A 13,415-nucleotide genomic window follows, 5' to 3' on the forward strand; every position below is an offset into this window, starting at 1 on the left:
TTGACTGATAGTTGGCTTAGGCAGCCGTTGTCGCGTGCTCGGCTTCGCCGCGAAACGGCACGTTGCGCCAGAGACTTCCGAGAATCGCGTCCGCGATTGTCATAAAAGTCACAAGGTCGAAGACGAAGGTGAACATGAATTCATGCTTGGCCAGATCGGCGTCCCCCGCGCCTAGGATCGAGACCGCCATGCCTGCAAGGCCCAGACAGATCATCATCAGCAGCAGAGGAAGCCTAAGCGACTGTCTTCGATTCTTGAACCGGACGGCAGAGACGAAGGACGGCATATATAAACCGACAATAACGATTGCCCACAAAAAGACGAAGCCGAATGTTTTTGGGGCTAGCGACTGCTTCAGCGTCGCGTACAGGGTAAAGAAGTGGGTTTGAGCGCCGAAAGCGCGGCCCTCCGACTTTTCGTAATTGCCCATCGCTTGGGGGCGCGCGTTAAACGCATTTTTGGCGGCGAGGTTCAGCATGCGGACGGCTTGGTCCGGGTGTGCGGCATAATAGGCAAGCACTTTACCGAAGCCGAATTTGCCGTAGAACTCCGTCAACATCATGTCAGAGTTGACGTCGATCGTCGTATAGGTTTCGTAATAGATAGTGCCGCTAAGCAGTGCGTATTGTTGGTCAATACCCATGCCCTTAAGCGACTGCTCCGGATCGCTTGAATCCGGCAGTACGCCTCTCGTCATGGCATGGTATTTGTTAATGTTGACGAACTCCTGCGGGATGAGTACGTAGGAGGCGATGCTGGCCGTAAGCAGCAGGATCAAGCCGGAAGCGGCGCCGATTCGGTAAGTGCGGCGTCTTCTTGCAAACAGTAAGAAAATGCCGAAAAGGGCGATCAGAACGCCAAACGGCGCGTTCTGCTGCTTGCTCGTCGTGAGCAGCAGAGCACTGACCACAAAGACGGCGAGCATCGCGTAATCGTTAAACCTTCTCCGGTAGATCAGGAGGCCTGAGGCGAGCACGTATAGTGCCGTAATCAACATCAACGATTCGCCGTAAAAAGAGTTGAAATAGGCCGTGTAAGCCGTATCTCCAAAGATGAAAACCGCGATGGCGGCGATGGCATATCCTCTCTTGCGAGGCGCTCCCCAGGTCAGGGCCTCGACAAGTAGATAGACGGCGGCGGCGTAAAGGAATAAATAAATGGCCGCTTGGATACGAATATCGAACGTCCTGTCATTCATGAACCAGACGTTCAGTTGGAGCGCCAAACGCACGAACAGCGATTGTGACGAGGACAACATGGTGCCGCTCTCGTTAAAATATTGAAAAATGCCGAAATTCTTGACGAAGTATCCGAAGTACTGGCTGTCGTAATCCGGCGCGTTGAAGTAAATGCCGTTGCTGTACAGAATGCGGAAGTAGTCTCCGTTATCGGCCATGCCGATATAAGGCTTGACGAACAAGGCGGCCGCCGTGATCGCGAGCACCGCGGCGGCCGCGAGCAAAGAGGGAGAAGCGTAGCGGGCCGCCGCTCTGAAAACGCGTTTCCAATAGGCGGCGATTGCCCGCGTGCCCGGCATTTCCGATCGGCGCATATTCTCCTCTCCTTCCCTGGCCAACAGGCTGTCTAATACGCGTAAGCCAGCAGAGCCGTCAGATTGTCGAACGAGTAGGCCTGGCCCGTCGCAGGGTCGCCGAAGCCGCCGTCTAGCGGCCCGCCGGTTCCCGTCGTTCGCAGCTCGTTCATTCGCGCCATCGCCTGTTCATACAGTTCCTTGTCGCCCGCGGCGGACCCGATCATGGCGGCAAGCGCATAGATCGCGGTCGAGCGGACGTCGTCCTTGGCCTCGCCGGACCGGTTGTATGTACCGAACAGCGTGCCCGCGCCGACTTGTTTCTTGATGTACGCGACGCTCTCGGGATGCGCGAGCCCGGCCTCGGACAAGTGCAGAATCGTCACCAGGGATTCGACGGTCCGGATGTCCTGGGGAGACGCGTATTCGCCCGTGCCGTAATCGTAGCGCGTCTCGTAAAAAGGAAAAGCGTCGCCGAGGTAGCCGTCTTCAGCCGTTTGGCGGGCGTTTTCGAGCAGCAGCTTCTTGTCGCCGTCCGGAATGTCCAGCATCCCGAGCGTCTTCAGATCGATATAACACAAGGTCACAAAATCGTTGGTCGTCTTGTACGTCTCGTCATAAAAGTCATAGAGCCGTCCGTCCTTGACGTTATAGGCGTAGAAGCGCTGCCCGTAACGGTCCGCTTCGGACTTATAGGCGTCGTCCTTAAACATGGCGCCCGCCTCGTAGAGCGCGCGAATGATGCGCAGGTCGTCGACAGCGGCATTGACGGGATAGCGCCGGTCCGCCAGCGGGCCATAGCGGTAACTGAACGACGCGTCCATGTCGAACAGGGCTTTGGCGCGGCTCCACGCCTCTGCAAACGACTGTCGTCGGCCATTCAGCGCGTCGTAGCGCATTAACAGTCCGGCCGACTCGCTCAAGATTTCGTGGCCGCTCGCCGCTTCGCCGTCCTGCGTGGTCTCGAGCAGATTCGTATAGATGCCGTCGGGACCCGTCAGACGGCTGTCGATGAACGCTTCGAGTGCGGCGCGTCCCTCGTCGTATGTCGCGGAGGCGCCGTACCTGTGAGGCGGCAACGGGCTCGCAGCTTCGTTGCCCGTCGGCGTCGCCCCCTTTTCGCATCCGGACAGTATCGCTACGCACAAGCCGAGTATGGCGAGGAGTCGAATAATCATTTTGTCGCAGCGCTCCTGTCCCGACACAATCGGTCGCATGGTTTTCTACAATAATTACCACAGGGAACTTGTCTTTACGACGGCATTCGGAATCATCTTTTCATGGTTTGACATATTTTAAGCCGAAAGGATTAAGGGATGATGAATAATGACGTTTGATAGACGAAAATGTCGAAATTTTAGTTACATAAGATTATATAACCAATATTTGGCTAGAAAAATAATCCAATATACCTATTTTAGGTCTATAGAAAGTATTTTAGATGATACCTTTGATTTCGTAACGATAAACAATTTGGTAATTCGGGTTTGAAGGCGGAGCGCGATAAAGGGAGATTGACGTTAAATGGAACGGATGATATAGTTCGATAGTCAAACAATTCAATTATCGAATTATTAGAGGGTGATACGATTGTTGACCGGACCGAAGCTTAACGGTCTCATCGAGCGCTACAAGGCTGCGATGTTTACCGTCAATCGGCGCATGACCGCGCTTCTGCGGGACGAGATGCCCGGCGATCTGACGCTGGATCAGTTCGCGATCATTCAGTACTTAGAGGCGCGCGACGACTGCACGTCGACCGAGCTGGCCGACGTATTCTGCGTGGGCAAGAGCTCGATTACGGCGATCGTGACGCGACTGGTGGACAAAGGCCTGATCGTGCGAAGCCCGGACGATAAGGACCGGCGGGTTTTGCACTTAAGGTTGACGGAGGCGGGCGGGCGGTTGGCCGCCGACCTGAACGAGCGGATCGGATCGCTGCTCGGCGCATACGTGTCGGTGTTCGACGAGGCCGAAGCCGATCAATTCATAGAGACCTACGAGAAGCTGGCGCGCGCCGTCATGGATAGCGGAAGCCAGGCTTCCGAGGAGAGGGGCGGTGGCCATTCATGAGAAGCATCGTGAAATTCAGATGGGCGGTGCTCGCGCTTTGGATCGTCGTCGTAGCCGGCCTGGTGCTGACGGCGCCGAATATGGCGGATCTGGTGCGGGAAAAGGGGCAAATCACCGTTCCGGACGGCTATACGTCGACGAATGCGAGCGAGCTGCTGCACGAGCGGGATGCGCAACGTGCGGGCGACGGCGAAGGCGGCAGCGGGAACTCGACCGTGCTCGTCTTTCACGGCGACGCCGCGCTGACCGATGCGCAGATGTCCGAGATCAAGGCGGGCATCGACAAGCTGGAGTTCGAGAAAGAGAAGCTTGGCATCGTCTCGGTTACGACGCACTTTGATACGGCCGAGCTCAAGGACCAGATGGTGTCCAAGGACGGCAAGACCGTGCTCGCCCTGCTCTCTGTCGATACGGGCGGACGCGAACTGTCGGACGTGCGGAAGGACCTATCGGATGCGCTAGCCGACGTTAAGGTCGACCACTACTATACCGGCAACTGGATCATCCAGGAGGACGTCGTCCAGAGCTCCCAGGAAGGGCTGCACAAGACGGAGTACATCACGGTCATCTTCATTCTGGCGATTTTGTTCCTCGTGTTCAGGTCCGCGATCGCGCCCTTCATTCCGCTGCTCACCGTCGGGATCAGCTACATCGCGGCGCAGTCGGTCGTTTCTTATTTGGTGAAATATCTCGATTTTCCGTTGTCGAACTTCACGCAGATCTTCATGGTCGCGGTCATGTTCGGCATCGGCACGGACTACTGCATTTTGCTCATCAGCAGGTTCAAGGAAGAGCTGGCGCACAACGGCGGCGACAAGATCGGGGCCATTCTGACGACGTACCGGACCGCGGGGAAAACCGTCATGTACGCCGGTCTGGCGGTGCTCGTCGGCTTCGCCTGCATCGGCTTCTCCACGTTCAGCCTGTACCAGTCGGCCGTCGCGGTTGCCGTCGGCGTCGCGGTGCTGCTGATCGCGCTTGTAACGCTCGTGCCGTTTTTTATGGCGGTGCTGGGCAAAGCCATCTTCTGGCCGACGCGGGGCTCGCTCGAGCACAAGCCGAGCGGCTTCTGGGGCGCCATGGGCAGCTTCTCGCTGAAGCGGCCGCTCTGGTCGCTGCTCGTGCTGGCCATCGTGCTGGCGCCGTTTCTTTCTATTTATAAAGGCTCGATTTCCTTTAACTCGCTTGACGAGATCGGCGACCGCTACGAATCGGTCAAGGGCTTTAATGTCATCGCGGACAGCTTCGGGCCCGGCGAGTCGTTGACGACGACGGTCGTGCTCAAGACCGACAAGGCGATAGACACGTCCGAAGGGCTCGCGATGATCGAACGCGTGAGCCGCGAGCTGGCGGGCGTCGACGGCGTCAAGGCGGTTCGGAGCGCGACGCGGCCTACGGGCGAGGCGCCCAAGGATTTTCAGGTGACGTCGCAGGTCGACACGCTCGGCAACGGGCTCGACCAAGGCGCCGAAGGCATCGGCCAGGTGTCCAAGGGACTCGCCGACGCGAGCAAGTCGCTGAGCGCGAATGCATCCAAGCTCAGCGGGGCGGCGGAGGGCGCCGACAAGCTCGTGGCGGGCACGCAGTCGCTGAAGAGCGGCATCGCTCAGCTGGAGAGCGGCCTGAAGACCGTACAGAAGGGGCTGAAGAGCGGCACGGCCGGTGCCGGCGAGCTCCGGCAAGGCGCCGCGCAGGCGAAGAAGAGCGCCGATCGGCTGCTGGCCGCGAGCCGCAAGCTGGAGGCGAGCTACGGGCAGCTGGCGAGCGGGCTCGCTCAGCTTGGCGCCGGCTACGGCGACATTGCCGCCAAGCAGAAGAAGTTGGCGGACGGTCTTGCCGATCTGGGCACGGGCATCGGCGGATTAGGCGATAAGTATCCGGAGCTGGCTTCGGATGCGGACTACCAGCGGGCGGTCGCTTCGCTCGGCCAGCTGCAATCCAGCGCCTCGCAGCTTGCGGGCGGGCTGTCGCAGCTGAACGCCAAGCTGGACGGCGCTGCGGCGGGGCTGAAGCAAGCGAACGCGGGCCTGTCGCAAGCGGCGGACGGCCAGGCGCAGCTGTCGGCAGGACTTGCGAAGCTGTCCACGGGCATCGCTTCCCTGCAGGGCGGGTTGCAGCAGGCTGCCGACGGGCAGGGCCAGATCGTCGGACAGCTGCCCGGCGTGACCGGCGGACTCGACAAGCTGGCGGACGGCCAGCAGCAGCTCGGCGCCGGCTTCGCGCAGCTGAACGATCAGCTGGGCGAGCTGACGAGCGGCCTGGATAAGAGCGTGAGCGGCCTCGACCAGGTGTCGGGCGGCCTGAAGTCGGCGCAGGACTACATCGGCGAGCTGTCCTCGGCATCGGACAGCGACCTGAGCGGCTGGTTCATCCCGGCGGATGCGATTCAGCGTACGGACTTCCAGCAGGCGCTGGACGTTTACGCCTCGAAGGATCGCAAGATCACGACGTTCGACGTCATTTTCTCGGGCAATCCGTACGAGCTCGAGACGATGAAGCTGATCGATCCGCTGCAGGAAGCGGTGGACCGCGGCTTGAAGGGCACGGCTTATGCCGCCGGCTCGAACCACGAGATCGGCGGCGTCACCAGCGCCAACAACGATCTGCACGAGATCTCCTCCGCCGACTACTCGCGGACGGTCGTACTCATGCTGATCGGTATTGGTCTGATCCTGATCTTCATGTTCAGGTCGATCGTCATTCCGATCTACCTGGTCATCTCGCTGCTCGGGACGTACTACACGTCGCTCGCGATTACGGAGCTCATCTTCGTGCGGATGCTCGGGCATTCGGGCACGAGCTGGACCGTTCCGTTCTTCGGCTTCGTGCTGCTGATCGCGCTTGGCGTCGACTACAGCATCTTCCTGATGGACCGGTTCCGCGAATACCGGGACCTGCCGCCGCAGGAAGCGATCCTGAAGGCGATGCGGAACATGGGCACCGTCATCCTGTCTGCCGCGCTCATCCTGGGCGGCACGTTCGCGGCGATGCTGCCGTCGGGCGTCATGTCGCTGCTGCAGATCGCGACGATGGTGCTGTGCGGGCTGTTCCTGTACGCGGTCATCGTGCTGCCGCTGTTCGTGCCGGTCATGGTGCGCACGTTCGGCGAGGCGAACTGGTGGCCGTTCATGGGCCGGAGGGCGCCGTCCGCTGGCGGCGACAGCGCAATCGGTCGGGTATCGCACGACGCTTGAGGTTTAGGACGATTAAATATAAGCTGCGCTAATGATCGAAGGAAGCTCCGGCGACGGGGCTTCTTTCTTTTTATACGGAGGGGAGTCTGCACTTGATCTGCCCATGCTGCTCACGAGTTTTTGGACAGGAAATCCGCTATTCTTGCCAAAGAAGGCGAATAGGCGTAGTTGCGGACCACAGTTCCGTTATCCCGCCTTGCTGCCTTATTAATCGCAGGTTTTGGAGTAAATAAGAGATCCTCGGTCCGCAAACCGCCTGCAGGCTGCCCAATAGGGAGAAATAACGGACGGTGTGTCCGCAACTGTCGGCGTATCGGCGATACGAGAGAGGGAGGCGATGGTGCACAGAAAATGTGCATGAAGGGCGAGCGGTGCTCCGGCTGCGTGCGGTCACGGTGCGATGGTGCACAGAAAATGTGCATGAAAGGCGAGCGGGGAGCGGCTGCGTGCGGTCACGATGCAATGGTGCACAGAAAATGTGCATGAAAGGCGAGCGGGGAGCGGCTGCGTGCGGTCACGATGCAATGGTGCACAGAAAATGTGCATGAAAGGCGAGCGGGGGGCGGTTGCGTGCGGTCACGGTGCAATGGTGCACAGAAAATGTGCATGACGGCGAGTGGGGAGCGGCCGTGTGCGGTCACGATGCGATGGTGCACAGAAAATGTGCATGAAGGGCGAGCGGGGAGCGGCCGTGTGCGGTCACGATGCGATGGTGCACAGAAAATGTGCATGAAGGGCGAGCGGGGAGCGGCCATGTGCGGTCACGATGCGATGGTGCACAGAAAATGTGCATGAAAGGCGAGCGGGGAGCGGCCGTGTGCGGTCACGGTGCGATGGTTCACAGAAAATGTGCATGAAAGGCGAGCGGGGAGCGGCCGTGTGCGGTCACGATGCGATGGTGCACAGAAAATGTACATGAAGGGCGAGCGGTGCTCCGGCTGCGTGCGGTCACGGTCCGATGGTGCAAAAACGCTCCCGGCGCGTCAAATGACAAGCCGAGAGCGGGGAGGCTATGCTATTCCTTCGGGTGAATCATGTCTTCCGGCTTCACGTATTCGGTGAACTGCTCGTCCGTCAGCAGGCCGGTCTTGAGGGCGGCTTCGCGGAGCGTGAGGCCTTCCTTGTGCGCCAGCTTGGCGATCTTGGCGGCGTTCTCGTAGCCGATATACGGGTTGAGTGCCGTGACGAGCATGAGCGATTGCTCCAGGTTGCGGCTCAGTACCTCGCGGTTTGGCTCGATGCCGACGGCGCAGTGCTCGTTGAAGGAGCGCATGCCGTCCGCGAGCAGGCGGACCGACTGGAGGAACGCGTTCAGGATGACCGGCTTGAACACGTTCAGCTCGAAGTTGCCTTGGGAAGCCGCGAAGCCGATCGTCGCGTCGTTGCCCATGACCTGGCAGGCGATCATCGTGATCGCTTCGGCCTGAGTCGGGTTGACCTTGCCCGGCATGATGGAGCTGCCCGGCTCGTTCTCAGGGATCGTAATCTCGCCGATGCCGCTGCGGGGACCGCTCGCGAGCCAGCGCACGTCGTTGGCGATCTTCATCAGATCGGCCGCGAGCGCCTTCAGCGCGCCGTGGGCGAACACGGATTGGTCGTGGCTCGTCAGCGCATGGAACTTGTTCGGCGCGCTGACGAAGCCTTTGCCGCCGGTCGCTTCGCTCAGCGCCTGGGCGACGCCGTCGCCGAACGCCGGGTGCGCGTTGATGCCGGTGCCGACCGCCGTGCCGCCGATCGCCAGCTCCTTCAGCGTCTGCGCGCTGCTGCGGATCATTTGCTCGGTCTTGTCCAGCATCGCGTGCCAGCCGCTGATCTCTTGGCCGAGCGTGATCGGCGTCGCGTCCTGCAGGTGGGTACGGCCGATTTTCACGATATCCATGAACGCTTCGGATTTCGCGCGCAGCGTTTCCTTCAGCTCGGCGAGCGCCGGGAGCAGCACTTCGTCGACCGCGACCACGCTCGCAACGTGCATGGCCGTAGGGAAAGTGTCGTTGGAGCTCTGCGACTTGTTCACGTCGTCGTTCGGGTGAACGCGCTTGTCCGAGCCCTTCGCTTCAAGCAGCTGATTGGCGCGCCGCGCGATGACTTCGTTGACGTTCATGTTGGACTGGGTGCCGCTGCCCGTCTGCCAGACGACGAGCGGGAACTCGGCATCCCATTCGCCGGTGACGATCTCGTCGGCGGCGGTTGCGATCGCGTCCTTCTTATCGGCGTCGAGCTTGCCCAGCTTATGGTTGACCTGCGCGGCCGCCTTCTTCAATTGGGCGAACGCCGTGATCAATTCCTTGGGCATCCGTTCCGTGCCGATCTTGAAGTGCTGGCGGCTGCGCTCGGTCTGCGCGCCCCACATGGCGGTCGAAGGCACCTGAATCTCGCCCATCGTATCGCGTTCAATCCGGAATTCCATTGCTGATTCTCCTCCTGCGCCCTTATGAGTTAGGGTCCGCCCTGGCGGGAATAACCTCCGCGTCTTGGGCTGAACCGTCTTCCGATAAAAGCGGCCGCGTTCGCCGGAGCGGACCGCGAGCCGTTTTTGACATCACGTCTTTCATTATAATAGTTCGTCCCCGCGGTTCCAAATGAAAAAACCGTTCGGGCGGAATGCCTAAACGGTTTTGGCTGTTTTATCGCCGCTCCGAATCAGAAACCTTGCACCGCATGCGGCGCATACGGCTCCTCAAGCGCGGCGATCTCTTCCGCCGTCAGTTGCAGCGACAGCGCTGCGACCGCATCGTCCAGGTGATGCGGCTTCGTGGCGCCGACGATCGGCGCGGTCACGACGGACTTTTGCGCGACCCAGGCCAGCGCGACTTGCGCGCGCGGCACGCCGCGGGTAGCCGCGATCTCCGCGACGCGCGCCACGACCGCCCGGTCCGCTTCGACCGCCGAGCGGTAGAGCGTCTTGCCGAAGGCGTCCGATTCGGACCGCTCGCTCGGCTCGTCCCAGTCGCGCGTCAGTCGTCCCCTGGCCAAGGGGCTCCACGGAATGACGCCTACGCCCAGCGCTTCGCACAACGGCAGCATCTCGCGCTCCTCCTCGCGGTATAACAGGTTCAGATGGTTTTGCATGCTGACGAACTTCGTCCAGCCCCCGCGCTCCGCCGCATGCTGCGCCTGCAGGAACTGCCATGCATACATGGACGAAGCGCCGATGTAGCGCGCTTTACCCGCCTTGACGACGTCGTGCAGCGCTTCCATCGTTTCCTCGATCGGCGTATGCGGGTCCCAGCGGTGGATCTGGTACAGGTCCACGTAGTCGGTGCCGAGCCTGCGCAGGCTGTTGTCGATTTCGCCCAGGATCGCCTTTCGCGACAGCCCCGCGCCGTTCGGTCCCGGCCGCATGCGCCCGTGCGCCTTGGTCGCGATCACGACCTCGTCGCGTCGCGCGAAGTCCTTGAGCGCCCTCCCCACGATCTCTTCGCTTGTGCCGTCGGAATACACGTTGGCGGTGTCGAAGAAGTTGATGCCCAGCTCCAGCGCCCTACTTATAAACGGGCGGCTGCGCGTCTCGTCCAGCGTCCACGGATGCGTCCCGCGATCCGAAACGCCGTAGCTCATGCATCCCAAGCATAGGCGCGATACTTGCAGGCCGGTGCGTCCGAGTCTCTTGTACTCCATCTTGCATTCCTCCTTCGGCTTGTCTTTCTCACCGCATCATAACGGATTCGCGCGGAAATTAAAACTCGAAATCATACTTAATAACTAGGAATATACAATCGCGAACGGCACTGCGAATTTTCTGTCGCTACTCTCTAAAAGCCCCATAACCCTCGTAAATATAAGCTTTTTTCTCATCTAAAAATGAATTGACAATCCCGAAGCGCGGTGATAAAGTACACTCAAGAATTTTAAGTTAAACCTACTGGATTACTTTGTTTAATGTCGAATTCGAAAAAAGCGACTCTTATAACAAGCATGCTGACCGTACAATCGGAGGCATCCCCAAGCATCGGGCGATCTTGCATCGTTCCTGTTCGGAGGTGTCTCTTTTTTCATCCATCGACGAATGACCGGGGCCGGTAGAAAGGAGTGGTTATCATCGGAGCTACGCTGCTTGCGATCAAAGATCTAAATAAGAGCTTCAGAACGGACAACAAATTCGTGCAGGCACTCCACCATATCGAGCTGGATGTCAGGGAGGGGGACTTCGTCACCGTTATCGGGCCGAGCGGCTGCGGCAAGAGCACGCTGTTGCGGATCGTTGCGGGGCTCGATACGGGATTTCAGGGCAGCGTCCTGCTGGAGGGGGAGCCGATCGCCGGTCCCGGCATCGACAAGGGCTTTATCTTTCAGGAGCCGCGTTTGTTCCCCTGGTTGACGGTGGAGAAGAACATCGCCGCGGACCTGTCGCTGCGGGATGCGGGCGTCCGGCGCAAGGTCGACGAGCTCATCGAGCTCGTGAGGCTTCAGGGGTTCGAAAAAGCGTATCCGAAGGAGCTGTCGGGCGGCATGGCTCAGCGTGTGTCGATCGCGAGAGCCCTGCTGCGCAATCCGAAAATTTTGCTGCTCGACGAACCCTTCGGCGCCCTGGACGCCTTCACGAGAGCGCATATGCAGGAGGTGCTGCTCGACATTTGGAAGCGCAACGGCACGACGATGATCTTCGTCACGCACGATATCGACGAGGCGGTATTCCTCGGCAGCCAGATCGTTATTTTGAAGCCGAGACCCGGCGAGATCCGCGGACGGATCAAGGTCGAACTGCCGTACCCGCGCAAAAAGTCCAGCACCGCCTTCCAGGAGCTGCGGTACAAGGTGCTGAGCGAGTTCGAGCGTATCGAGGAGCTGTCCTGGGGCGAGTCGGGGGCGGGCATATGAGGAAGGAGGCTGGCTATTCATGAGCGTCGATCAAGCCGATCTGCCCGCGGCAGCGTCCGCGAAGCGCAGACGATCGCCGGGAAAAACGGGAAGCTACCGGAAAAAATGGGCCGACTTCGCTTGGGGTGCGGCACTCCCCGTGGCCGTGCTCCTCGTCTGGCAGTGGCTGGGGGACAGGGAGCTGATTTCTCCGCTGCTTTTCCCGACGCCACGGGTCATTGCCGAATCGTTCGTATGGCTGTGGAACTCGGGCGTCCTGTTTGAAAATCTCGGCGTCAGCCTGTACCGGACATTCGCCGGCTTCGGCCTCGGCGCCGGGCTCGGGTTGCTGCTCGGCCTGTTCGTCGGACTGTCGCGGAGCGTCGAACGGCTGCTGGATTCGACGGTCCAGATGGTGCGGATGATCCCGCATATCTCGGTCACCTTCTTGTTCGTGCTCTGGTTCGGCATCGGCGACACGTCCAAGGTACTGCTGATCGCCAAAGGCTGCTTTTTCCCGTTGTACATCTATACGTTCCTCGGCATCCGCAATACGGACAACAAGCTGTTCGAAGTGGCGCGCGTGCTCGGCTACAGCCGCTTCAAGCAGATCGTCCGGCTGGTGCTGCCGGCGACCGTGCCGGGCATCATCCTCGGCATCCGGCTGTCGCTCGCGATCGCCTGGGTGAGCCTGGTCGTCGCGGAGATGATGGGCGCCAGCTCCGGACTCGGATTTCTGATGATGGACGCGAGGGCGATGAGCGATACGCCGACGGTCTTCGTGGGCATCGCGCTGTTCACTTTATTCGGCAAAATAACCGATTCCGTCGTGCTGTTCGCGGAGCGCCGACTGCTGGCCTGGCGCGAAGTTCATGACGGATGAAAGGAGGGGAAAGCAATTGAGCCAGCAAGCGCAAGCGGTGCGAGCCGGCGTGGCGGGTCCGAATAAGCGCGTCGCGAATGGCAGGAGCCGCGCGTGGATTCACTTTACGACGGCCGCGCTGCTGCCCGCCGTCATTCTGGTCGTGTGGCAATGGTTCGGAGCCGCAGGCCGCATCAACCCGCTGCTGCTGCCTTCGCCTGCAGCCATCGCGGAAGCGTTCGGCAGGCTGACCGTCTCCGGAGAACTGCCCAAGCAGCTGGGCTACAGCATCCTTCGCGCCTCGATCGGCGTGCTTTACGGCGCCGGCGCGGCGCTGCTGCTCGGCGCGCTGGTCGGCTTTTCCCGGACGGTACGCAAGATTCTCGATCCGTCGATGCAACTGCTGCGTCTCACGCCGAGCCTGGCGACGGCGCCGCTCATTATTCTGTGGTTCGGCTTCGGCGAGACGTCCAAGATCGTCATCATCGCCTTCGGCGCCTTTTTTCCGCTCTACATGAGCACGGTGGAAAGCATACGCAGCGTGGACAACAAGCTGGTCGAGGTCGCGCGCGTACTGTCCTTCGGGAGAGGCAAGCGGCTCACCCGACTGGTCCTGCCCGCCTCCGTGCCGGGCATCCTGTCCGGACTGCGGCTGTCGATCGCCTACGGCTGGCTGGCCCTGGTCGTCGCGGAGCTGCTTGGCTCGCAGACCGGCATCGGCTTCCTGATGAGCCACGCGCAGACGAACTCGCAGCCCGAGGTCATCTTCGTAGGCGTCATCGTCTTCGCCGTCATCGGCAAGCTGATCGACGCGCTCGTCGTGACGATCGAGCGCAGGCTGCTCCGCTGGCGGGACAGCTTCGGCGGCAATTGACCGCACCTGGCCGAATTTGGCCGCAAGTGGCCGCATCTGGCCGAACCTGGCCGCACTTAGCCATCGAACGATAGCGCTAAGTCA

General features: G+C 60.4%; 9 protein-coding genes. 5 read left to right on the forward strand and 4 right to left on the reverse strand.

Features of this window, described 5'->3' with window-relative positions:
- Nucleotides 1-16: 16 nt before the first annotated feature.
- Together wsfD and KB449_RS34820 are read right to left on the reverse strand one after the other, a co-directional pair.
- Nucleotides 17-1,552, reverse strand: a complete 1,536-nt coding sequence (gene wsfD, locus KB449_RS34815; RefSeq protein ID WP_282913020.1) for a glycan biosynthesis hexose transferase WsfD — start codon at nucleotides 1,550-1,552, stop codon at nucleotides 17-19.
- 32 nt (nucleotides 1,553-1,584) lie between these two features.
- Nucleotides 1,585-2,709: a hypothetical protein gene (locus tag KB449_RS34820; RefSeq protein WP_282913021.1), complete on the reverse strand. Its 1,125-nt coding sequence runs from the start codon at nucleotides 2,707-2,709 to the stop codon at nucleotides 1,585-1,587.
- 412 nt (nucleotides 2,710-3,121) lie between these two features.
- On the opposite strand from KB449_RS34820, the gene KB449_RS34825 reads away from it, so the two are divergent.
- Nucleotides 3,122-3,604: a MarR family winged helix-turn-helix transcriptional regulator gene (locus tag KB449_RS34825; RefSeq protein WP_282913022.1), complete on the forward strand. Its 483-nt coding sequence runs from the start codon at nucleotides 3,122-3,124 to the stop codon at nucleotides 3,602-3,604.
- Nucleotides 3,601-6,798 carry an MMPL family transporter gene (locus KB449_RS34830; RefSeq protein WP_282913023.1) on the forward strand — a complete coding sequence of 1,066 codons (3,198 nt, stop codon included), beginning with the start codon at nucleotides 3,601-3,603 and terminating at the stop codon, nucleotides 6,796-6,798. The genes KB449_RS34825 and KB449_RS34830 overlap by 4 nt, the downstream gene beginning before the upstream one ends.
- A gap of 1,015 nt (nucleotides 6,799-7,813) precedes the next feature.
- Here KB449_RS34830 and fumC read toward each other — a convergent pair.
- Both fumC and KB449_RS34840 read right to left on the reverse strand, forming a co-directional pair.
- Entirely contained in the window at nucleotides 7,814-9,205 is a 1,392-nt protein-coding gene (gene fumC, locus KB449_RS34835) for a class II fumarate hydratase (RefSeq protein WP_282913024.1), read from the reverse strand.
- Between the two features lie 233 nt (nucleotides 9,206-9,438).
- Nucleotides 9,439-10,416, reverse strand: coding sequence for an aldo/keto reductase (locus KB449_RS34840; protein WP_282913025.1), 978 nt, complete (start codon nucleotides 10,414-10,416; stop codon nucleotides 9,439-9,441).
- Between the two features lie 420 nt (nucleotides 10,417-10,836).
- On the opposite strand from KB449_RS34840, the gene KB449_RS34845 reads away from it, so the two are divergent.
- From KB449_RS34845 to KB449_RS34855, 3 genes are read left to right on the forward strand one after another with little or no spacing between them, the layout of a single operon-like run.
- Nucleotides 10,837-11,616 (forward strand): ABC transporter ATP-binding protein, encoded by a 780-nt coding sequence (locus KB449_RS34845; protein WP_282913277.1) that lies wholly within the window; start codon nucleotides 10,837-10,839, stop codon nucleotides 11,614-11,616.
- A gap of 19 nt (nucleotides 11,617-11,635) precedes the next feature.
- On the forward strand, nucleotides 11,636-12,478 hold the full coding sequence (locus KB449_RS34850; protein ID WP_282913026.1) for an ABC transporter permease: 843 nt from the start codon (nucleotides 11,636-11,638) through the stop codon (nucleotides 12,476-12,478).
- Between the two features lie 16 nt (nucleotides 12,479-12,494).
- Nucleotides 12,495-13,331, forward strand: coding sequence for an ABC transporter permease (locus KB449_RS34855; RefSeq protein ID WP_282913027.1), 837 nt, complete (start codon nucleotides 12,495-12,497; stop codon nucleotides 13,329-13,331).
- The last annotated feature ends 84 nt before the right edge of the window (nucleotides 13,332-13,415 follow it).

It is taken from the genome of Cohnella hashimotonis (genome assembly GCF_030014955.1).
GTDB lineage: Bacteria > Bacillota > Bacilli > Paenibacillales > Paenibacillaceae > Cohnella > Cohnella hashimotonis.